Source organism: Lentzea waywayandensis (assembly GCF_900115955.1).
Lineage (GTDB): Bacteria > Actinomycetota > Actinomycetes > Mycobacteriales > Pseudonocardiaceae > Lentzea > Lentzea waywayandensis.
Window position 1 is genome coordinate 1,141,559 of sequence record NZ_FOYL01000001.1, and the last position, 24,743, is coordinate 1,166,301.

Here is a 24,743-nt window from a genome sequence, read left to right on the forward strand (position 1 = left end):
CCTTTTCCTTGTCATCAAAGCTGTTCGAGCCATGAGCGCACGGCGTCGGCGCCGGCCGCGGCGTGACTTTCCATCATCGACCAGTGGTTGCCGGGCACGTCCACGCCGACGTGCGGCGCGGTCCAGGTAGGCCGCCAGGCGTCACCGGACTCCCCCTCGCCGCTGACCGACTGCAGGGATTCGCTGGCGCGCACGAACAACGTCGGCACCGCCGTGTCCTGCGGCTCCCAGTCCGCGAACACCCGGAAGTAACACCCCATGCCGGTCAGTCGCAGGTCGTCGATCCCGCCGACGGCCTCCTCGCGGTCCTGCGCACTGGTCACGAAGGTGCTCTTGAACCGGTCGATCTGCCCGCTCTGCGGCAGGTAGGTGTCCATCAGCACGATGCCCTCGGGCGGCGAGCCGAGCTGTTCCAGGTGGGTGGCCACCGCGTGCGCGAGCCAGCCGCCGGACGAGTGGCCCAGCAGCACGAACGGTGTGCCGCCCGCGCGGTTCCAGACCAGCTCCGCCTGCAGTTCGACGGTCGCCTCCACCGAGGCCGGGAGCAGCTCGCCGGGGCGGAACCCCGGCGCGGGCACCATGGTCACCTCGCGTTCGCCGCGGAACCCGGCGGCGAACCGCGCGTACTGCTGGGCCCCGGTGATCGCGACCGGTGCGGCGAAGCAGAGCAGGTCCGGCGTCCGGTCGCCGCGGGCGAGCCGGACGGGCTCCGGGAACTGCTTGACCTCCGTGATGCGGTCGAACGACGGGCGCAGCCGGGACGCCGCCTTGATGAACTCGACGGCTTCGGCGATCTTCCCCTCGTCGCAGGCCTTGCGGTACAGCAGCTGGATCGAGCCGTTCTCCGGCAGCTGCTCCGGTTCGTCCTCTGTGGACTCACCGGCGACCACGTCCTGCGGAACGAGCTCGCCGCCGAGGAACTCGACCAGCGCGTCCGCCGTGGGGTGGTCGAACACCAGCGTCGCGGGCAGGCGCAGCCCGGTGAGCCCGATCAGCCGGTTGCGCAGTTCGACGGCGGTGAGCGAGTCGAAGCCCAGTTCGGGGAAGCCCACACCGGCCGGAATCGCGTCCGGGCCGGCGAAGCCGAGCACTCCCGCCACCTGGGTCAGCACGACCTCCCGCAGCACGGCCTGGCGCGCGTCCCCGGTCAGCCCGGCCAGCTTCTCCGTCAACGACGCGGCGTCGTCGGCGGTCGCGGCGGCCCGGCGGGCGGCGGGCCTGATGAGCCCGCGCAGCAACGGCGGCACGCCACCGGCGCCGAACTGCGTCCGCAGCGCGGCGACGTCGAGGTGCATCGGCACGAGGACCGGGTCCTCCGACGAGCGACCGGCGTCGAACAGGCGCAGGCCTTCTTCGGACGACAACGGCCGCAACCCGGCCCGGTTCACCTTGTCCCGCCCGGACGAACCGAGCTTCCGGGTGAGGTCGCTGGCCTCGTCCCACAGGCCCCAGGCCAGCGAGGTGGCGGGCAGTCCTGCCGCCCGCCGGTGGGTGGCCAGTGCGTCCAGGTAGGCGTTGGCGGCGGCATATCCTGCCTGTCCGGCGTTGCCCAGCACTCCGGCCGCCGACGAGAACAGGATGAAGTCCGTCAGCTCGGCGTCGCGGGTCAGTTCGTGCAGGTGCCATGCCGCGTCGGCTTTGGGCCGCAACACGGTGGCGAGGCGCTCCGGGGTGAGGCCGTCGAGCATGCCGTCGTCGAGAACACCGGCCGCGTGCACGACAGCGCGCAACGGGAGCTCCGCCGGGATCACGGCGAGGACGGCGGCCAGTGCGTCACGGTCGGACGCGTCGCACTCCGCGACGGTGACGCGCGCTCCCGCCGCTTCGAGGTCTGCCACCAGTGCGTCGACACCGTCGGCGGCACGGCCGCGACGGCTGGTCAGCACGACGTGCCCGGCTCCCGCGCTCGCCACGTGCCGGGCCACCAGCCCGCCCAGCAGTCCGGTGCCTCCGGTGATGAGCACCGTGCCGGCCGGGTCGAACCCGGCCGGCTCGGTGTCCGAACCGGCGGAACGGGCGAGGCGCGGCACATGGATTTGCCCGTTCCGCACGGCGGTCTGCGGCTCGTCGCTCGCGGCGAGCCTGGTCAGCAGTTCATCGGGTGTCGCGGGCTCCGCGTCGATCAGCGCGAACCTGCCGGGGTGCTCGGTCTGCGCGGACCGCACGAGCCCCCACACCGCGGCCGCGGCCAGGTCCGTGACGTCCTCGCCGGGCAGAGCCGCGACGGCGCCACGGGTGACGACCGCGAGCCGTTTCGCGGCGGAGTCCTTGTCGGACAGGAAGTCCTGCAACGACGCGAGCACGCTGGCGGTGGTCTCGTGCACATCGCCCGAAGCCACCACGACGAGAACCGGGCCCATGGGCGCGGTTTCGGCGGGCACGGCCACCGGGGTCCACTGCACGCGGAAGAGCGGATCGCGCCGGGTGTTCAACGCCTCGGCGGAGACGGGACGGGTCACCAGCGAGCCGATCGTCAGCACGGGTTCGCCCGCGCTGTCGGCGACGTCGAGGCGGAGACCGTCCGTCCCTTCCGGAGTGATCCGGACGCGGATCGCCGCCGCGCCAACGGCATGCAGGCTGACACCGGTCCACGCGAACGGCATCCGCGCGTCACCGGTGGCGGCACCCGCGACCATGCCCGCGTGCAGTGCCGCGTCGAGCAACGCGGGGTGCACGCCGAACCGGTCCGCGTCGGCCGCGTCGACGGCGACGTCCGCGAAGATCTCCTCACCGCGCCGCCACACCGCGCGCAGACCCTGGAAGGCCGGGCCGTAGCCGAACCCTCGCTCGGCGAGCGCCGCGTAGGCGCCGTCCAGCTCGACCTCGGTGGCACCGGCGGGCGGCCACTCGGTCAGCGGCGTTCCGGCCGGTTCACCGGTGCCGAGCAGGCCGGAAGCGTTGCGGGTCCACGGTTCTTCCGAACCGGCCGGGCGCGAGTGGATCGTCACCTCGCGGCCGGCACCGACCACGACCTGCACCTGGATCCCGCCGTGTGCGGGGAGCGTGATCGGCGCTTCGAGCGTCAGCTCTTCCACCACCGGGCTGCCGGCGTGCGCGCCCGCCTGGAGGGCGAGCTCGACCAGCGCGGTGCCGGGAACCAGTGCGGTGCCGAGCAGTGCGTGGTCCGCCAGCCACGGATGGGTGCGCAGCGACAGCACGCCGGTGCACAGGAAGCCGCCGGACTCCGGCAGCGCCACGACCGCGCCGAGCAACGGGTGACCGGCGGACTCCAGCCCTGCCGAGCCCACATCTCCCGCCCCTGCGGGCGATTCGAGCCAGTAACGCTCGCGCTGGAAGGCGTAGGTCGGCAGGTCCACCCGCTGAGCGCCGGTGAACGCCTCGGTCCAGTCGATCCGCACGCCCTGGACGTAGGCCTCGGCCAGCGAGGTCAGCAGCCGGGCGGGCCCGCCCTCGTCGCGGCGCAGCGTGCCGACCGCGATGACCGGCCGCTCGGCCGTCTCCTCGATCGCCATGGTGAGCACCGGGTGCGGGCTGCACTCGACGAACACACCGTGGCCGCCGGCCAGCAGGGTCGTCGTGGCCGCCGCGAACTCGACGGTCTCGCGCAGGTTCCTGGCCCAGTAGGCCGCGTCGAGCGCGGTGGTGTCGAGGAAGTCCCCGGTCACCGCCGAGCAGAACGGGATCTCCGCCGCACGCGGGGTGATCGGGGCGAGGACTTCGAGAAGCCGGTCGTGGATGCGGTCGACGTGCGCGGAGTGCGAGGCGTAGTCGACCGGGATCAGCTTGGCGCGCACGCCGTCGGCCACGCAGGCGTCGACGAACTCGCTCAGCGCGGCGGCGTCTCCGGAGATCACTACCGAGGACGGGCTGTTGACGGCGGCGAGCGAAAGCCCGTTCCACCGCTCCAGCCGTTCTCCCGCGGCCTGCGCGGACAACGACACCGAGGCCATCCCGCCGGCGCCGCTCAGCGCCAGGATCTCCTTGCTGCGCAACGCGACCACCCTGGCGCCGTCGTCGAGCGACAGCGCACCCGCGACGACGGCGGCGGCGATCTCGCCCTGGCTGTGCCCGACGACCGCGGCGGGTTCGACACCATGGGCGCGCCAGAGGGCGGCCAGCGACACCAGCACGGCGAACAGCACCGGCTGGACCACGTCGACGCGGTCCAGATCGCGGCTCTCCCGCAACACTTCCACGGCGGAGAAGTCCACATAGGACGACAGTGCGGCGGAGCACTCGGCCATCCGGCCCGCGAACACCGGGGAGGACTCCAGGAGTTCGGCCGCCATGCCCTGCCACTGCGAGCCCTGGCCGGGGAAGACGAACGCGACCTTGCCGGGGCGGGTCGCGGTGCCGCGCACCAGTTGTGCGTGCGGGATGGCTTCGGCCACGGCCGTGAGTCCGGCGGTGAAATCGGAGTCGCTGATCACGACGGCCCGGTGGTCGAACGTGCCTCGGGTGGCGGCCAGGGACCAGCCGACGTCGACCGGGTTCGCGACCACGGAGGTCAGCGCCTCGGCCTGGCCGCGCAGGGCGGCTTCGGAGCGGGCTGAGATCACCCAGGGGAGGACGGCGGCGGGACGTGCCGGGCCGTCCTGCTGGACCACGTCCGCGGCCGAGACCCCGTTCTGCGCCACCCGGTACTCCGGGCTCGCCTCCAGGATCGCGTGCGCGTTCGTGCCGCTGACACCGAACGACGAGACCGCCGCACGGCGCGGCCGCCCGGTCTCCGGCCACGGCCTGGCGCCGGTGAGCAGCTCGACCCGGCCCGCGTCCCAGTCGACGTGCGGGGACGGCTCGTCGACGTGCAGGGTCGCCGGCAGCACACCGTGCCGCATGGCCTGCACCATCTTGATCACGCCCGCGACACCGGCCGCGGCCTGGGTGTGCCCGATGTTGGACTTGACGCTGCCGAGCCACAACGGCTCGTCCGCGCGGTCCTGTCCGTAGGTGGCCAGCAGGGCCTGCGCCTCGATCGGGTCGCCGAGCGCGGTGCCGGTGCCGTGCGCCTCCACGGCGTCCACATCGGACGGTGCGAGCCGGGCGGCGGCCAGTGCGGCGCGGATCACCCGTTGCTGCGCGGGACCGTTGGGCGCGGTGAGCCCGTTCGACGCGCCGTCCTGGTTCACCGCGGTGCCGCGCACGACCGCGAGCACGCGGTGACCGTGGCGGCGTGCGTCGGAAAGCCGTTCCACCAGCAGCATTCCCGCGCCCTCGGCCCAGCCGGTGCCGTCCGCCGACGCGGCGAAGGACTTGCACCGCCCGTTGCCGGACAGCCCGCCCTGGCGGCTGAACTCGAGGAACGCGGTCGGCGTGAACATCACCGTCACGCCGCCGACGAGCGCCATCGAGCACTCCCCCGACCGCAGTGACTGCGCGGCGAGGTGCAGTGCGACCAGCGACGACGAGCACGCCGTGTCGATCGTGACGGCAGGCCCCTCCAGGCCGAAGGTGTAGGCGACCCGGCCGGAGGCCACGCTGCCCGCGCTGCCGTTGCCGAGGTAGCCCGCGAGGTCGTCCGGCACGGAGGTGAGCCGCGAGACGTAGTCGTGGTACATCAGGCCGGCGAAGACGCCCGTCCTGCTGCCGCGCAGGGTCACGGGGTCGATGCCGGCGTGTTCGAACGACTCCCACGCGGTCTCCAGCAGCAGGCGGTGCTGCGGGTCGATGGCCATGGCCTCGCGCGGTGAGATGCCGAAGAACTCGGGGTCGAAGCGGTCGGCGTCGTAGAGGAACCCGCCCTCCGGCACGAAGTCGCCGGTGTCGGGCACGTCCCAGCCGCGGTCGGCGGGGAACCCCGAGATGCCGTCGCGCCCTTCGGTGAGCAGCTCCCAGAACCCGTCCGGCGAGCTCACGCCGCCGGGGTAGCGGCAGCTCATGCCGATGATCGCCAGGGGCTCGTCGGCGGGGCCTGCGGTGCTGACCGCGGTGACCGGCGTCGCCGCTCCGCCCAGTTCGGTGACGAGGTGCTCGACCAGTGCGGCGGGGCTCGGGTAGTCGAAGATCAGCGTCGCGGGCAGCCGGAGTCCGGTCGCCCCGCCGAGGCGGTTGCGCAGCTCGACGGCGGTCAGCGAGTCGAAGCCGAGGTCCTTGAACGCGCCGTCGAGGTCCACCGCGGCCGCCGACCCGTGCCCGAGCACGGCGGCGACGTGCGTGCTGACCACGTCGGCGAGCACCTCACGACGTTCCGCTTCCGCCAGACCCGCCAGCCGCTGTGCGAGGGCCGCGTCGACGGCTTCGCCCGCGCGGCGCATCGGCGTGCGGACCAGGCCGCGCAGCAACCAGGGCAGCATCCCGGCGGACGCCTGCCGGCCGAGCGCGGCCAGGTCGAGGCGGCTCAGCACGGACACCGGAGCGGAACCGGCGAGGGCGGCGTCGAACAGCGCCAGACCGTCCGTTGTGGACAGCGGGACCATGCCGCCGCGGCTCATCCGGCGCAGGTCGGCGTCGGCCAGTTCCGCGGCCATGCCGGTGGCCCAGGCACCCCAGGCCATCGCGGTGCCCGGCAGGCCGGCGGCCCGGCGAGCGGTCACCAGCGCGTCGAGGAAGGCGTTCGCGGCGGCGTAGTTGCCCTGCCCCGCGCCGCCGAGCACACCCGCGGCGGAGGAGAACAGGACGAACGCGGTCAGCGGCCGGTCGCGGGTCAGCTCGTGCAACGCCCAGGCGGCGTCCACCTTCGGCCGGAACACGGCCTCGAACCGTTGCGGTGTCAGAGACTCCACGACTCCGTCGTCGAGCACACCCGCGGCGTGCACGACGGCGGTCAGGTCCTCAATGCCGTCGAGGACAGCGGACAGCGCATCCCGGTCGGCCACATCGCAGGCCACCACAGAGGCATCGGTGCCGAGTTCCTCGAGCAGTTCCGCGGCACCTGGAGTGTCCAGCCCGCGGCGGCCGGTCAGCACCAACCGGCGAACACCCTGCTCGGCCAGATGCCGGGCGACCAACGCGCCGATGCTGCCCAGCCCGCCGGTGATCAGCACGGTGCCGTCGAGAGCAGGAGCGTCCACATCGGACTGAGGCGCGCGAGCCAGCCGCAGCATCCGCAGTTCACCGTCGCGCCAGGCCAGCTGGGGTTCGCCGGTGGCCGCCGCTGCCGCGAGGACGTCCTCGGTGAGGTCGTCGGTGTCCAGAAGCACGAACCGGCCGGGATTCTCCGACTGCGCGGCCCGCACGAGACCCCACGCGGCGGCCGCGGCGAGGTCGGGGACGTCGTCGCCGTCGCGCACCGCCACCGCACCCTGCGTCACGAACACGAGCCGGGCGTCGGCCGGCTGGTCGCCGGACAGCCAGTTCTGCAACGCCTCCAACGTGATCGCGCTCGTCTCACGGACCTGCGCGGGCACTGCTCCCGTAACGGACGGAAGACGCACGACCTCGACAGGTCCGGCGAAGTCACCGGCCGGAGCGGGCTGCCACTCCGGGGCGAACAGGGCGTCGCGCAGGCTTCGCCCGGCGTTCAGGCCGTCGGCGGACACCGGCCGCGAGACCAGCGAACCGATCGTGGCGACCGGCTTCCCGGCCGGGTCGGCGAGGGTCAGCGACACGGCACCGGTTCCCGCCGGGACCAGCCGGACCCTAACGGCGGCGGCACCGGCCGCGAACAGCGAGACGTCGGTCCACGTGAACGGCAGCCGTCCTTGCGGCGCCTCGTCCGGCGTCGCCAGTCCCGCCGCGTGCAGGGTCGCGTCGAGCAGTGCGGGGTGCAGGCCGAAGCGCTCCGCGGCGGCGGTGTGGTCCTCGTCGAGCGCGACCTCGGCGAACACCTCCTCGCCCCGGCGCCAGGCGGCGCGCAGTCCGCGGAAAGCGGGGCCGTAGTGGAAACCCGCGGCCTCGACGGCGTCGTAGATCCCGTCGACGGGCACCGGCTCGGCGCCCGCAGGAGGCCAGGTGGTCAGGTCCGGTCCGGGCGCGGCCGTCCCCACGGCCAGGAACCCGGCGGCGTGCCGGACCCACGGCTCGTCGAACGCGGCGCCGTCGGGCCGTGAGTGCAGGCCGACGCTCCGGCGGCCACTCGCATCGGGCGCACCGACCGCGAGCTGCACCTGGACGGCGTCGTCGCCCAGCGCGAGCGGGGCTTCGAGAGTCAGCTCCTCGACGCGCTCGCAGCCGGCCTGTTCCCCTGCCCTCAGTGCGAGTTCGAGCATCGCGGTGCCCGGCAGCAGCACCGTGCCGAGCACGGCGTGGTCGGAGAGCCAGGGGTGCGCGCGCCGGGACAGCACACCGGTGAACAGGAAGCCGTCACCGGCCGCCAGGGACACCGCGGCACCGAGAAGCGGGTGCCCGGTCGCCCCCAGGCCGACCGAGGCCGCGTCGCCGTCGGTCTCCTTGGCGTCCAGCCAGAAACGCTCGCGCTGGAACGCGTACGTCGGCAGCGGGATCCGCTGGGCACCGTCGAACAGCGCGGCCCAGTCCACCTCCCGGCCGCGGGTGTGCAGCCGGGCGACCGCGGACGCGAACGTCAGGGATTCCGGCCGCTCCGGCCGCAACGTCGCGACCGCGCAGACCTCCGCAGGCACGCAGTCATCGACCAGCGCCGCCAGCCGGCCACCGGGGCCGACCTCGACGAAGGTCGTCACGCCCGACTCGTGCAGAGTGGCCACGCCGTCCGCGAACCGGACGGTGGCCAGGACGTGCGTGACCCAGTACTCGGGGTCGGCGAACTCGTCGGCGACCTGCTGGCCGGTCACCGTGGACACGACCGGAATCGTCGGCGTGCCAAAGGAAAGGCCGGCGATCGCGGCCAGGAACTCGGCCGTCATCGGTGCCATCAGCGGCGAGTGGAACGCGTGGCTGGTCGTGAGCTCCCGCGTCTTGCGGCCCTTGTCCGCCCAGGCCGCGGCGACCGCCGTGACCGCTTCGGCCGGACCGGACAGCACCACCGAGCCGGGTCCGTTGACAGCGGCGATCGCGACGTCGTCGGGCAGGGTCGGGCCGATCTCGCCCTCGGCGGCCTCGACGGCGACCATCACGCCGCCCGCGGGCAGCGCCTGCATCAGCCTCGCCCTGGCGGTGACCAGTGTGGCCGCGTCCGCCAGCGACAGAACGCCGGAGACGTGCGCGGCGGCGATCTCGCCGATCGAGTGGCCCAGCAGGAAGTCCGGCCGCACTCCCCACGCTTCGAGCAGCCGGAACAGCGCGACCTCGACCGCGAACAGCGCGGGCTGCGTGAACTCGGTGTCGTCGAGCCGGGCGCCGTCGAACACCGCCGTCCGCACGCCGGGGTCGAGCTCGGCCAGTGCGGCGTCGAGCGCGGCGGCGAACACCGGGTAGGTCTCGTGCAGTTCGGTGGCCATGCCCCGGTACTGGGCGCCCTGCCCGGAGAACAGGAACGCGGTCTTGCCCGGCGCCACCGTGTCGGTGACCGCCGTGCCCGCCGCGAGATCGGCCAGCCCGGACATCAGCTCGGCGCGGTCGCGGCCGAGCACGACCGCGCGATGCGGGTGCCGGGCACGGGTCGTCGTGGTGAAAGCAGCGTCCACAAGGGACGGCTCGTCTGCCAGATGGTTCAGAAGTGCCTGCGCCTGGGCCGGAATCGCCTCGCGGCTGCGTGCCGAGATCAGCAGCGGCAGCACCGGAGGGCTCACGCGGTCAGCCGGCGTGTCTTCGTCGGGCAGCTCGAGGACGACGTGGGTGTTGGTGCCGCTGACGCCGAACGACGACACACCGGCGCGCCGCGGCCGTCCGGTCTCCGGCCACGGCCGGGCCTCGGTGAGCAGCTCGACGGCACCCGCGGTCCAGTCGACCCGCGGGTTCGGCTCGTCGACGTGCAGCGTCTTCGGCAGCACGCCGTGCCGCATGGCCTGCACCATCTTGATCACACCGCCGACGCCCGCCGCGGCCTGGCTGTGCCCGATGTTCGACTTCAGCGAGCCGAGATAGAGCGGCTGCGCCCGGTTCTGGCCGTAGGTGGCGAGCACCGCCTGCGCCTCGATCGGGTCACCCAGCACCGTGCCGGTGCCGTGCGCCTCTACAGCGTCCACATCGGACGGTTCCAGGCCGGCGGCGGCGAGCGCCTCGAGGATGACCCGCTGCTGGGCCGGGCCGTTCGGCGCGGTGAGCCCGTTGGACGCACCGTCCTGGTTCACCGCCGTGCCGCGGACCACGGCGAGCACGGGGTGACCCAGCGCCAGCGCGTCGGAAAGCCTTTCCACCAGCAGCATGCCGGCGCCCTCGCCCCAACTGGTGCCGTCGGCGGACGCGGCGAAGGACTTGCAGCGGCCGTCCGGGGCGAGCCCGCGCGCCCGGCTGAACTCGATGAACGCGGTCGGGGTCGACATCACCGTCACCCCGCCCGCCAGCGCCATCGAGCACTCCCCGCGGCGCAGCGCGGCGACCGCCAGGTGCAGTGCCACCAACGAGGACGAGCACGCCGTGTCGATCGTGAGCGCCGGGCCCTCGAACCCGAAGGTGTAGGCGACGCGACCCGACGCGATGCTGCCGGCGCTGCCGTTCCCGATGAACCCCTCGAAACCATCGGGCACCGGCTGCAACCGAGCCGCGTAGTCGTTGTACATCACGCCCGCGAACACACCGGTCCTGGTGCCGCGCAACGACGCCGGCGCGATGCCGGCCGACTCGACGGCCTCCCACGACAGCTCCAGCAGCAGCCGCTGCTGGGGGTCCATCGCGAGCGCGTCCCTGGGCGAGATGCCGAAGAACGCCGGGTCGAAGTCGGCGGCCCCGCGCAGGAAGCCGCTCTCCCGCACGTAGTAGGTGCCCAGGTGGTCAGGGTCCGGGTCGTAGAGCTTGCCGAGGTCCCAGCCGCGGTCGTCCGGGAACTCGGCGATGCCCTCCCCCGCGCGGTCGACGAGGTCCCACAGTCCGCCGGGGGTGTCGGCGCCACCGGGGTACCGGCAGCTCATCCCGACGATGGCGATCGGTTCCCTGGCCCTGGCCTCGAGCTCGGCCAGCTGCGAGCGCGTCGCGCCGAGCCGTTGCCGCGCCTGCTGAAGGTCGGCTGTGGCCCGCTTCAGGTAGTCGCGGAGGGTGTCTTCGTTCGCCATCTCGGGCGTTCTCCTCGGTGGATCGGTGGGGCCGGCGGGCGGCCGATCAGTGGACCTCGAAGTCCTGGTCGATCAGTGCGAACAGCTCCTCGTCCGTGGCGGTGTCGAGGCCCCCATCGGTCACCGCGCCGCCCTGGTCACCGGTCTGCGGGTAGAGGGTGCCAAGCAGCACTTCCAAACGGGTTCTAAGAACGGTCAGGGTCGTTTCGCCCGGTCGCGCTCCGGCCAGACCGGCTTCGAGCTGCGCCAACGCGGTGAGCGCCGGGTCGGCCTCCACGGCGTCCCCGCTGCCCAGTTCCGCGAGGAGGAAGCCGGTGAGAACCACGGGGTTCGGGTAGTCGAAGATCAACGTCGCGGGCAGCCGGAGCCCCGTGGCCGCGGCCAGGTTGTTGCGCAGCTCGACCGCGCTGAGGGAGTCGAACCCGAAGTCGCTGAACGCCCGCTCGGGGTCGACCGCGTCGGCCGACGCGTGGCCCAGCACGGCCGCGACCTGCGTCCGGACCAGGTCGAGCAGCACGGCTTCCCGCTCCTCGGCGGGCACGCCGGCCAGCAACACGTCCTCGCTGGGAGCTGCCGGACGTCGAGCCGCGCGGATCAGGCCGCGGAACAACGGAGGCACCGTGCCGCCGCCGATCCGCGTCCGCATCGCCGCGAGGTCCAGCTCCATCGGGAGCAGAACCGGCTGCGCGGTGCCCAGCGCGGTGTCGAACAGGGCGAGCGCGTTCTTCGTGGCCAGCGCGCCGAACCCGCCGCGGTTCATCCGCTTCCGGTCGACCTCGGTGAGCTCGCCGAGCAGCCCGCTCGACTCTTCCCACAGACCCCACGCCAGCGACGTCGCGGGCAGGCCGTGCGCGTGCCGGTGCCGGGCCAGCGCGTCCAGGACGGCGTTGGCGGCGGCGTAGTTGGCCTGCCCGGCGTTGCCGAGCGTGCTCGCGGCCGAGGAGAACAACACGAACGCGGCGAGGTCGAGGTGCCGGGTCAGCTCGTGCAGGTGCCACGCCGCGTCCGCCTTGGGCCGCAGCACGGTGGCGAACCGTTCCGGCGTCAGCGACGCAAGCACGCCGTCGTCGAGGACACCCGCGGTGTGCACGACCGCGGTCAACGGGTGCTCCGCGGGAATCCCGTCCAGAAGCGCCTTCAGCGCCTCGCGGTCGGCCGCGTCGCACGCCACGACCGACGTCTTCGCGCCGAGAGCGTCCAGTTCGGACACCAGGTCGCCGATGCCGGGGGTGTCCTGGCCGCGCCGGCCGGCGAGCACGAGGTGCCGGACGCCGGTGGTGGCGAGGTGCCGGGCGAGCAGGCCGCCGAGCGTGCCGGTGCCACCGGTGATCAGCACGGTGCCGTCGGGGTGCCACGCCCGCGACGTCTCCTCTTGGACGGCGACCCTGGCCAGCCGGGGTGCGAGGGCCTCGCCGCCGCGCAGCAGCACCTGCGGTTCGCCGCCTTCGAGGGCCGCGAGGATCTGCGCGCCGTCGGGTTCGCCGTCGAGGTCGAGAAGCGTGAACCGGCCGGGGTTCTCGGCCTGGGCGGTGCGCACCAGGCCCCACGCCGCGGCGGCGGCGACGTCGGTGACCTCTCGTTCGGCGCCGCGGGTGACGACGACCAGGCGGCCGTCGGCTCGGGTGAGCCAGTCCTGCACGGCCGCGAGAACGTCGGTGGTGACGCGGTGGACGTCGTCGCCGCCGTTGACCGGCAGGAACACGAGGTCCGGGGTCGGCTCCGGGAGATCGGCCAGGGTGCCGTAGGACGTGGCGCCGTCGATCGCGGCCGCCAGTGCGGGATCGCCGATGACCGCGCGGGTGGTCGTGGTGACGGCGGCGGTGGCGGCGGGCGCCCAGTCCACCTGGAACAGCGACCGGTGGTGTTCGCGCCGGGCTTCGATGCCCGAGGCCGAGATCGCCCGCAGCAGCAGGGAGTCCGCCGAGGCGACCGGCCTGCCCGCGGCGTCGGCGACGGTCAGGCTGATGGCGTCCGGCCCGACCGGCGCCAGCCGCACCCGCAGGCTCGCCGAGCCGGAGGTGCGCAGCGCGACCCCTGACCACGAGAACGGCAGGTGCCCCTGGCCCTTCGCGGTGACGAAGTCGCCGAGCCCGACCGCGTGCAGGGCGGCGTCGAGCAGCGCGGGATGCACCCCGAACCGCCCGGCCGAGTCCCGCTGCCCGTCCGGCAACGCGACCTCGGCGAAGACGGCGCCGTCGAGCGACCAGGCCGCGCGCAGGCCCTGGAACGCGGGGCCGTAGCCGAACCCGTTGTCCTGCAGGCCGTCGTAGAGGCCGGTGACGTCGATGGCCGTCGCGCCGTCCGGTGGCCAGACCGCGAGACCCGGCATCGGGCCGGGCTCGTCCGGTGTGAGCGTGCCCGTGGCGTGCAGGCTCCACGACTCCTCGTCACCGGTGGCGGAGTGCACGGTGATCGGCCGCTTGCCCGCGTCGTCCGCCGCGCCGACGGCGACCTGGATGCGGGCGGCGCCCCGCGGCGGCAGGACCAGTGGTGCGGCGAGGGTCAGTTCCTCGATCGCCGCACAGCCGGCCTCGTCGGCGGCGCGCAGTGCCAGTTCGACGAACGCGGTGCCGGGCAGCAGCACGGTGTCCTGCACGGCGTGGTCCGCCAGCCAGGGATGCGTCCGGACCGAGAGCGAGCCGGTCAGGAGGAAGCCGCCGGTGCCGGGCAGCTCGACGGCCGCGCCGAGCAACGGGTGCTCCGCCGCAGCCAGCCCGGCGGCCGTCACGTCCACTGCCTGCGAGGGCTCCACCCAGAACCGGTCCCGCCGGAACGCCTGCGTCGGCAGCCCGACGCGCCGGCCTGCGAACACGGTGGCCCAGTGGGGCGTGATGCCACGGACGTGCAGCCGCGCCAGGGCTCCGACGGCCGTCCGAACCTCGTCGTGGCCGTTGCGCAGCACCGGAATCGCGTCCTCGACCATGGCCGACAGCACGGCATCCGGGCCGAGTTCGACGAACGTCCGCGCGCCCTGTTCCCTCGCCGCCGCGACCGCGTCGGCGAACCGGACGCCCTCGCGGACCTGCCGCACCCAGTACGCCACCGAGCCGTCGCCGCCTCCCTCCACAGTGGACAGGAAGGGGATCACCGGCTTGGCGGGCGCGAGGCCGTCGAGTGCCGCGGCGAACTCGGCCAGCATCGGTTCCATCAGCGCGGAGTGGAAGGCGTGGCTGGTGTTGAGCCGCTTGGTCTTCGCGAACCTGGCCGCGACCTCGGTGACCGCGCGTTCCTCGCCGGACAGCACGACCGCGTCCGGCCCGTTCACCGCCGCGAGGGAGACACCGTCGGGCAACGGCAGAACGTCCTCTTCCGACGCCTGCACGGCGATCATCACGCCGCCCTCGGGAAGTGCCTGCATCAGCCGTCCGCGCGCGGTCACCAGCGTGGCCGCGTCGTCAAGGGTGAGCATCCCGGCGACGTGCGCCGCCGCGATCTCCCCCACCGAATGACCGAGCACGAGGTCCGGTCGCACGCCCCAAGACTCCAGCAGCCGGAACAACGCGACCTCGACCGCGAAGATCCCCTGCTGCGCGAACTCGGTCCCGTCCAGTTCGGGAGCGCCCTCGAAGACGATCTCCCGCACTCGTGGGTCCAGGTGAGCGCAGACCTCGTCGAACGCCTTGGCGTACAACGGGAACGTGTCGTACAGCTCCCGGCCCATCCCGGCGCGCTGGGAACCCTGGCCGGTGAACAGGAACGCGACGCCACCGCTCACCTCCGTCCCCTGCACGAGCGAACGGTGCGGCCGGCCTTCGGCGAGGGCACCGAGGCCGGTCTGGAGCTCGTCGCGATCCGCCGCGAGCACCGCCGCCCGGTGTTCCAGGGCCGCGCGGCCGGTGGCCAGCGTGTGCGCGACGTCGGCGGGAGCGAGGTCGTGGCCGATTTCGGCCTGGAGCTTCGCCGCCTGCGCCCGCAGGCCCTCGGCGTCGCGACCGGAGAGCATGAACGGCAGGACCGGCAACGGTTCCCCGCCCAGCGGTTCGGCGGCGACGGGCGGCTCTTCGAGGACGACGTGCGCGTTGGTGCCGCTCACCCCGAACGACGACACCCCGGCGCGGCGCGGTCGTTCTCCCGCCGGCCACGGACGGACGTCGGTCAGCAGTTCGACAGCGCCTGCCGTCCAGTCCACGTGCGGAGTCGGCTCGTCCACGTGCAACGTCTTCGGCAACACGCCGTGCCGCATCGCCTCGACGATCTTGATCACACCGCCGACACCCGCGGCGGCCTGCGTGTGACCGATGTTCGACTTCAGCGAGCCGAGCAGCAACGGCCGTTCCCTGCCCTGCCCGTAGGTCGCGAGCACGGCCTGAGCCTCGATCGGGTCACCCAGCACCGTGCCGGTGCCGTGCGCCTCCACGACGTCCACATCAGACGGTGCCAGGCTCGCGTTCGCCAGCGCTTGGCGGATCACCCGCTGCTGAGACGGCCCGTTCGGTGCGGTGAGGCCGTTGGACGCGCCGTCGGAGTTGACCGCGGAACCGCGCACCACGGCGAGGACCTCATGGCCGTTGCGCAGGGCGTCGGACAGACGTTCCACCAGCAGCATCCCGGCGCCCTCCGACCAGCCGACACCGTCGGCGGCCGCGGCGAACGACTTGCAGCGACCGTCCGGGGCGAGTCCGCGCTGACGGCTGAACTCGATGAACCCGGCCGGGGTGGACATCACCGTCACCCCGCCCGCCAGCGCCATCGAGCACTCGCCGGACCGCAGCGCCTGCGCGGCCAGGTGCAACGCCACCAGCGACGACGAGCACGCGGTGTCCACGGTGAGCGCGGGCCCCTCGAAGCCGAGGCTGTAGGCGATCCGGCCGGAGATCACGCTGGACGCGGTGCCGGTGCCCACGTACCCCTCGGCCTCGGCGGGAATGGTGGCCAGCAACGAGCTGTAGTCCTGCGCCGAGGTCCCGGCGAACACGCCGACCTTCGCCCCGCGCAGGGCCGTCGGGTCGACCCCGGCGTGCTCGAACGCCTCCCAGGACGCCTCCAGCAGCAGGCGTTGCTGCGGGTCCATGGCCAGCGCCTCGCGCGGCGAGATCCCGAAGAACCCGGCGTCGAAGTCGGTCGCGCCGGTGACGAACCCGCCCTCGATCGAGTACGTGGTGCCCGGCCTCGACAGGTCGGGGTCGAACACGGCATCGACGTCCCAGCCTCGATCACCGGGGAACATCGAGATGGCGTCGGTGCCGGAGGACACCAGCTTCCAGAGATCGTCCGGCGAGCTCACCCCACCCGGATACCGGCAGCTCATGCCGATGATGGCGATGGGCTCGTCGTTGGCCTGAATGGTCTCCGCGATCACCGCGCTGTCCACACCGGACAGTTCGGCATCGAGGAACGCCGCCAGCGCCAGCGGAGTCGGGTGGTCGAAGACGAGCGTGGCGGGCAGTTCACGGCCGACCGCGGTGGCGAGCAGGGTGCGCAGCTCGACGGCGGTGAGCGAGTCGAAGCCCAGCTCCTTGAACGGCCGGTCGGCGCGCACCTCGTCGGCGGTCTCGTGGTTGAGCACGACCGCCGCCTGACCGCGGACCAGTTCGGTCAGCACGCGGATCCGTTCGCCGGCGGGGATTCCGGCGAGGCGCGCACCCAGCCGGGTCGGCTCGGGCTTCGCGGCGGGCTCGACGAAACTGTTCGACCCTGTTGCCTCCAGCCAGAAGCGCGTGCGCTGGAAGGGATAGGTCGGCAGGTCGACCCGGCGGGCCCCGCTGCCGGCGAAGTAGGCGCCCCAGTCGGGCGTGACGCCTCGCGTGTGGAGGCGGGCCAGCGCGGCGACGGCCGACCGGACCTCGGGCCGCCCGGCGCGCAGGACCGCGACGGCGGCGGCGCTGTCCGGCAGGCAGTCCTGGGCGAGCGCGCTGAGCACACCGTCCGGCCCGAGCTCGAGGAACGTACGAGCGCCCTCGGTGTGCAGTGCCGTGACGCCGTCGGCGAAGCGGACCGCCTCACGGACGTGCCGCACCCAGTAGTCGGGGTCGGTGACGAGCCCCGGCGTCGCGAGCGCGCCGGTCACGTTGGACACCAACGGGATGCGCGGCTCGGTGAAGGTGATCTGCTCGACGGCCGCGCGGAACCCGGCCAGCATCGGGTCCATCAGCGCGGAGTGGAACGCGTGGCTGGTGGTGAGGGCCTTGGCCTTGCCGAAGCGGGCCGCGACCTCGGCGACCGCGCCCGCCTCCCCGGACAGCACGACCGACCGCGGGCCGTTGACGGCGGCGATCGAGACACGGTCCCGCAGCGCCGCACGGACGTGGTCCGCGTTCGAGAGGGCCGCCGAGCCACCGTCCGGCAGCACGGCCTGAACGGCGTCCCCGCTCACGCCGACCGCCGAACCGCCGTCCCGCAGCGCGACCCGAATATCGTCCCCGCTCACGCCGACCGCCGAACCGCCGTCCCACAGCGCGACCTGAACGGCGTCCCCGCTCACGCCGACCGCCGAGCCGCCGTCCCGCAGGACCTCCCGCACCTCCTCCTCACTCGCGCGGACCGCGACCATCGCGCCCCCGACCGGCAGCGCCTGCATCAGCCGCCCGCGCGCCGTGACGAGCACCTGCGCGTCCGGCAACGAGAACACCCCGGCAACGTGCGCGGCGGCAATCTCACCGATCGAGTGCCCGAGCAGGAAGTCCGGCCGCACACCCCACGACTCCATCAGCCGGAACAGCGCCACCTCCACGGCGAACAGCGCCGGCTGGGCGAACTCGGTGCGGTCGAGGTCCGCTCCCCCGTCAAGAACCAGATTCCGCACCCGCGGGTCGAAACCCGCGCAGATCTCGTCGAAAGCCTTGGCGTACACCGGGAACTCCGCGTGCAGCTCGCGACCCATCCCGGCCCGCTGGGAGCCCTGCCCGGTGAACAGGAAGGCGACATCGCCCGCCGCCACCGCGTCCCGCACGACCGACGGCGCCAGCTCTCCGGCGGCGATCGCGCGCAACCCGGAGACCAGGTCGTCACGGGTGTCGCCGAGCACGACGGCCCGTTCGGTGAAGGCGGCGCGGTTGGTCGCCAGCGCCGCCGCGACTGACACCGGATCCGCGTCGACGTCCGCCAGCCGCGTGGCCTGAGCGCGCAGAGCGGCCTCGGTCCGTCCAGAAAGGACCCAAGGCAGTACCGCAGGCGGTTCACCAGCCGACGGGATCTCCGAGTCCGGAGCCTGTTCGAGGACGACGTGCGTGTTGGTGCCGCTGACACCGAACGACGACACCCCGGCCCGACGCGGCTGACCGGTCGAAGGCCAGTCCACCGCCTCGGTCAGCAACGAGACCGCGCCCGCCTCCCAGTCCACGTGCGGCGAAGGCGAGTCGACGTGCAACGTCTTCGGCAGCACGCCGTGGCGCATCGCCTCGACCATCTTGATCACACCACCCACACCGGCCGCCGCCTGCGTGTGACCGATGTTCGACTTCAGCGAGCCCAGCAACAGCGGCCGTTCCCGATCCTGTCCGTACGCCGCCAGCACCGCCTGCGCCTCGATCGGGTCACCCAGGACGGTGCCCGTGCCGTGCGCTTCCACGGCGTCCACATCGGACGGAACGAGCCCGGCGTTGGCCAGTGCCGCCCGGATCACCCGTTGCTGCGCGGGCCCGTTGGGCGCGGACAACCCGCTGCTGGCGCCGTCTTGGTTGACGGCGGTGCCGCGGACCACGGCGAGCACGGGGTGGCCGAGGCGGCGGGCGTCGGACAGCCGTTCCACCAGCAGCATTCCGGCGCCCTCGGCCCACGCGGTGCCGTCGGCCGCGGCGGCGAACGACTTGCAGCGGCCGTCCGGGGCGAGTCCGCGCTGACGGCTGAACTCGATGAACCCGGCCGGGGTCACGATCATCGTGACGCCGCCCGCCAGCGCCATCGTGGTCTCGCCGCGGCGCAGCGACTGCACGGCCAGGTGCAGCGCCACCAGCGAGGACGAGCAGGCCGTGTCGACGGTGATCGCCGGGCCCTCGAAACCGAAGGTGTAGGCCACCCGCCCGGAGGCGACGCTGCCCGCGTTGCCGCTGCCGAGGTATCCCTCGACGATCTCCGGCACGGACGTCAGCCGCGCCGCGTAGTCCTGGTACATCACGCCCGCGTAGACACCGATCCGGTGGCCGCGCACGGTCGCCGGGTCGATCCCGGCGTTCTCGAAGGCCTCCCAGGACGTCTCCAGCAGCAGCCGGTGCTGCGGGTCCATCGCGAGGGCCTCGCGGGGGCTGATGTCGAAGAAGCCGGGATCGAAGTCGGCGGGAGCGGACATGAATCCGCCCTCCCGCACGTACGACTTGCCGGGCACGTCCGGGTCGGGGTCGTAGACGTCGTCGGCGGTCCAGCCGCGGTCGTCCGGGAAGTCCGAGATGGCGTCGGTGCCCTCGGCGACCAGCTGCCACAACTCGGCGGGCGAGGTGACGCCGCCGGGGTAGCGGCAGCTCATCCCGACGATCGCGATCGGCTCGTGGTCGCGTTCCTCCAGCTCGTTCACCCGGCCGCGGGCCTCGCGCAGGTCCTTGGCGGCCTGCTTGAGGTAGTCGCGCAGCTTCTGTTCGTTCGACATGCGGTGGCTCCTGGGTTCGCGGTCGGGGTGGGTCACGGGATCCGCAGCTCGTCGAGGACGCCGAACAGCTCGTCGTCCGTAGCCGAGTCGATGTCGTCGATTGCGGTCGTGTCGCTCCACCGCGACAAGAAGTCCTTCAGGCGCAACGTGATCGCTGCGCGGGCGGTGTTGTCGCCGGCGAACGGCGACAACAGGTTTTCGAGGCGGCCGAGCTCGGCCAGTGCGGGGGCGAACGCCGGCGTGTCGTCCGTGCCGAACCGTTCGGCGAGGAACGCCGCGAGCGCGGTCGCCGTCGGGTGGTCGAACACCAGCGTCGCGGGCAGCCGCAGGCCGGTGGCGGTCTGCAGGCGGTTGCGCAGCTCGACCGCGGTCAGCGAGTCGAAGCCCAGGTCGAGGAAACCGCGGCCGGGCTCGATCACTCCGGGACCCGCGTGCCCGAGCACCGCGGCGGCCTGGGCACGCACCAGGGTCAGCAGCACCCGGTCCCGCTCGTCCGGTGCGAGACCGGCCAGCTGGCGGCGCAACGAGGCGTCGCCACCGGCCGCGCTCCTGCGGACCGGCGTGCGGACGAGGCCGCGCAGCAGCGGCGGCACGACCTGGTCGGCACGCGGGCGCAGCGCGGCCGGGTCGAGCTGAACCGGTACCAGCACCGGCTCCCCCGTCGCGACGGCGAGGTCGAACGCCGCGAGGCCGTCCTCGGCGGCGAACGCCCGTGATCCGTTGCGGCGCAACCGATTCTGGCCGTGAGTACCGAGCGTGCCGGTCAGCTCGCTCGTGTCGGCCCACAGCCCCCAGGCGAGGGACTGCGCGGGCAACCCCGCGGACCGGCGACGCCGGGCCAGCGCGTCCAGGCAGGCGTTGGCAGCGGCGTAGTTGCCCTGGCCGGGCGTGCCGAAGGTGCCTGCCGCAGAAGAGAACAGGACGAACGAGGACAGTGCTCGATCGCGCGTCAGCTCGTCCAGGTGCAGTGCCGCGTCGACCTTCGCGCGCAACACGGCGTCGATCCGTTCCGGCGTAAGGGCTTCCACAACGCCGTCGTCGAGCGCACCTGCCGTGTGGATCACGGACGACAGGTCCGGCACGGCGGCGAGGACTTCGGCGAGCCGGGCGCGGTCGGCGACATCGCACGCCACCACGGTCACCTCGGCACCCAGCTCGGTCAGGCCGGACACGACGTCCGCGGCACCGGGAGCGGCATATCCACGGCGGCTCACCAGCACCAACCGGCGGGCACCTTGGCGGGCGAGATGCCCGGCGACGAGCCGGCCGAGAGTGCCGGTACCGCCGGTGATCAGCACGCTGCCGTCGAACGCCTTGGGCTCCACGGGTTCGGCTGGCACCGGAGCCAGTCGCGGCACCCAGATCTGTCCACTTCGGACCGATAGCTGGTCTTCGCCGACCGGCAGTGCGGGAATCGGGTCGTCCAGGTGTTCCAGGTCGATCAGCACGAACCGGTCGGGGTGCTCCGCCTGGGCCGAACGCACAAGACCCCAGACGGCCGCGGCGGCGACGTCGTCGCCTGTCGCACCCGACGTCACGAACGCGATCCGGCGGTCCTCGGACAGAGAAGCCTGGATCCGGGCCAGCACCGCGCCAAGAACCTCGCGGACGTCCCCGGCGGCGACGGGCACGACCTCGGCGTCCAGCTGCTCGGCCGGTCCGGTGGCGGGCACCCAGTCGACGCGGAACAGCGGACCGGATCTCCTCGCCGCCCGCACCTGGCCGGGCACGACCGGACGCGACACGAGCGCGTCGACCGCCGCGACCGGCGCACCTGTGGAGTCGGCGACCTCGACGCTCAGCGTCTCCTCGCCGGACCGCACGAGCCGCACGCGCAACGCGGTCGCTCCGGCCGCGTGCAGGCGCACTCCGGTCCACGAGAACGGCAACCGCCCGGTGCCCTCGGTGTTCAGGGATCCGAGTGCGATGGCGTGCAGAGCCGCGTCGAGCAGCGCCGGGTGCACGCCGTACCGCGCCGCCTCGCCGTGCTGGTCCCGTGGCAGAGCGACCTCGGCGAAGACCTCGTCGCCGCGCCGCCACACCGCTTGCAGGCCCTGGAACACCGGCCCGTAGCCGAACCCGCGCTCGGCCGCGCGACCGTAGACGTCGTCGAGCGGCACCGGTTCGGCGTCCGCCGGAGGCCACACGACAAGCCCACTGGCAGGACTGAAGTCACCTGGCGCGGCGAACCCGGCCGCGTGCCGCGTCCACTCGGCGAGCGGGTCGTCCTCGGGACGCGAGTGCAACGCGATGGCCCGGCGGCCGTCCTCGCCCGGTGCGCCGACGGTGAGGTGGATCTGCACCGCGATGTCGCGCGGCAGCACGAGCGGTGCCTCCAGCGCGAGCTCTTCCACCTCGGCGCACCCGGCTTCGGCCGCGCCGTGCAGTGCCAGCTCGACGAACGCCGTGCCGACCAGCAGCACGGTGCCGTGCACGGTGTGCTCGGCGAGCCACGGGTGCGAACGCGCGGAAAGCCTTCCGGTGAACAGGAAACCGCCGTCGTCCGGCAGTTCGACGGCCGCCCCGAGGAGGGGGTGACCGGCCGCGGTGAGGCCCGCGGAGCCGAGGTCGGCGACGGCGGTCGTCGCCGGGAGCCAGTAGTGCTCGCCCTCGAACGGGTAGGTCGGCAGCGGCACGACGCTCGCGCCGTCGAACGCGGTGGACCAGTCAACGGGAACACCGCGCACGAACGCCTCGGCGACCGAGCGCAGCAACCGCTCCGAACCGCCGTCGTCGCGCCGCAGCGACCCGACGGCGGCGACGTCCACGTCCCCCGCCGTCTCCTGCACGGCGCTCGTCAGCACCGCGTGCGGGCTGCACTCGACGAACACGCGGTGGCCGTCGGCCAGCAGGGCACGCGTCGCCTGCTCGAACTCGACGGTCTGGCGCAGGTTGCAGTACCAGTACCCGGCGTCGAGCTGGCTGGTGTCCGCGGGACGGCCGGTGACGGTCGAGTAGAACGGCAGCTCCCCCGCTCGCGGCCGCACCGGTTCCAGGACTTCGAGGAGCCGTTCCTCGATGGTCTCGACCTGCCCGGAGTGCGAGGCGTAGTCCACCGGGACGCGGCGGGCGCGGATGCCGTCGGCCGCACAACCGGCGAGCAGTGCGTCCAGTGCCTGCGGGGTTCCGGAGACGACCGAGGAGGCAGCCCCGTTGGCGGCGGCGAGCGACAGTCCGGTGCCGGCGATGCGCTCGTTCACGACCGCGGCCGGCGCGGCCACGGAGACCATGCCGCCCGCGCCGGCCAGGCTCGCCAGCTCACGGCTGCGCATGGCGACCACCAGGGCGGCGTCCTCCAGCGACAACGCGCCGGCGACGCAGGCGGCCGCGATCTCGCCCTGGCTGTGGCCGATGACCGCCGCGGGCTCGACCCCGTGGGCCCGCCACACCGCGGCCAGCGACACCATCACAGCCCACAGCGCGGGCTGCACGACGTCCACGCGCCGCAACGCGATCTCGTCGGACAGCACGTCGAGCAGATCCCAGTCCACAAAGGACTTCAGCGCGTCCGCGCACTCGCGCATCCTGGCCGCGAACACCGGGGAGGACTCGAGGAGCTCCTTGCCCATCCCGGTCCACTGCGAGCCCTGGCCGGGAAAGACGAAGACGACACCACCGGTCGCGGACGGCACGCCCTCGACGACCGCCGGGTCCGGGTCGCCGGCGGCCAGTGCGGTGAGGCCGCGCCGTAGTTCGTCCTGGGTACCGAACACGACCGCGCGCTGGTCCAGCACGGTCCGGGTGGTGGCGAGGGAGAAGCCGATGTCGGCCGGGCCGCCGTCGAGCCCGGCCAGTTGCGCGGCCCTGGCGCGCAGGGCGGACGAGGTCTTGGCGGACAGCACCCACGGCACCACGCCCGTGCTGCCAGCCGGCTCGATGTCGGTGTGCGCCGGAGCTTCTTCCAGGATCACGTGGGCGTTCGTGCCGCTCACCCCGAACGACGACACCCCCGCTCGCCGCGGCCGGTCGGCGGCGGGCCACGGCCTTGCCTCGGTCAGCAGCTCGACCTCGCCCGAAGCCCAGTCGATGTGCGGCGACGGCGCGTCGACGTGCAGCGTCTTGGGCAGTTCGCGGTGCCGCAACGCCTCGACCATCTTGAGGATGCCCGCGACGCCGGACGCCGCCTGCGCGTGCCCGATGTTCGACTTGACCGAGCCGAGCCACAGCGGAGCGCCCGCCCTGGCCTGCCCGTAGGTCGCGAGCAGCGCCTGGGCCTCGATGGGGTCACCGAGCTCGGTGCCGGTGCCGTGCGCCTCGACGACGTCGACCTCGGCCGGGGTGAGCCGGGCGTCCGCGAGCGCCCGGCGGATCACCCGTCGTTGCGCGGGACCGCTCGGCGCGGACAGGCCGTTGGACGCGCCGTCCTGGTTGATCGCGGAGCCGCGGATCACCGCGAGCACCCTGCGGCCCTTCGCGACCGCGTCCGACAACCGTTCCAGCAGAACGACTCCCGCGCCCTCGGCCAGGCCCATGCCGTCGGCCGCGTTCGCGAACGCCTTGCAGCGCCCGTCCGCGGCGACCCCGCGCTGGCGGCTGAACTCGATCAGCACGGCCGGGGTCGACATCACGGTCACCCCGCCCGCGAGCGCCGCCGTGCACTCGCCGCGCCGCAGTGCCTGCACCGCGAGGTGCACGGCCACCAGCGATGACGAACACGCGGTGTCGACGGTGACGGCGGGCCCCTCCAGGCCGAGCGTGTAGGCGATCCGTCCGGAAAGGACACTGCCGGCCTTGCCGGTCACGAGGTGGCCCTCGACGCCCTCGGGTGCGGACTGCATCGGGCCGCCGTAGTCGGAGAACCCGCCGCCGACGAACACGCCGGCCGCTTCGCCGCGCATCGACAGCGGGTCGATGCCCGCGTTCTCGAAGGCCTCCCAGGCGATCTCGAGCAACAGCCGCTGCTGCGGGTCCATCGCGAGGGCCTCGCGCGGGCTGATGGAGAAGAAGCCCGCGTCGAACTTCGCGGCGTCGCGGTAGAAACCGCCGCCGCTCGCGTAGGTGGTGCCCTGGCTGTCCGGGTCCGGGTCGTAGAGCGTCTCGACGTCCCAGCCGCGCTCCGCGGGGAACTCCCCGACGGCGTCTCCGCCCTCGGCGACCAGCCGCCACAGCTCGGCGGACGAACGAACCCCGCCGGGATAGCGGCAACCGGTGCCGACGACGGCGATCGGTTCGTGCGCCCGGTCCTCGAGGTCGGCGAGCCGTTTGCGGGTGTCGCGCAGGTCCGTGGTGGCGAAGCGCAGGTAGTCCCGCAGCTTCTC

General features: G+C 73.4%; 3 protein-coding genes. All 3 read right to left on the bottom strand.

What is annotated here, in order from left to right; all coding sequences use genetic code 11:
• Positions 1–14: 14 nt before the first annotated feature.
• Genes BM417_RS04750 through BM417_RS04760 form a run of 3 tightly spaced genes read right to left on the bottom strand, consistent with a single transcriptional unit; the run spans position 15 to position 24,737 of the window.
• Complete coding sequence (locus tag BM417_RS04750; RefSeq protein ID WP_093588449.1) at positions 15–10,967, bottom strand: type I polyketide synthase; 10,953 nt, start codon at positions 10,965–10,967, stop codon at positions 15–17.
• 46 nt (positions 10,968–11,013) lie between these two features.
• Positions 11,014–19,521, bottom strand: coding sequence for a type I polyketide synthase (locus tag BM417_RS04755; protein ID WP_407656073.1), 8,508 nt, complete (start codon positions 19,519–19,521; stop codon positions 11,014–11,016).
• The gene (locus BM417_RS04760) at positions 19,518–24,737 is read right to left on the bottom strand and encodes an SDR family NAD(P)-dependent oxidoreductase (RefSeq protein ID WP_456085499.1); all 5,220 of its coding nucleotides are present in this window, start codon (positions 24,735–24,737) and stop codon (positions 19,518–19,520) included. Before BM417_RS04760 ends, BM417_RS04755 begins: the two co-directional genes overlap by 4 nt.
• Between the last annotated feature and the right edge of the window lie 6 nt (positions 24,738–24,743).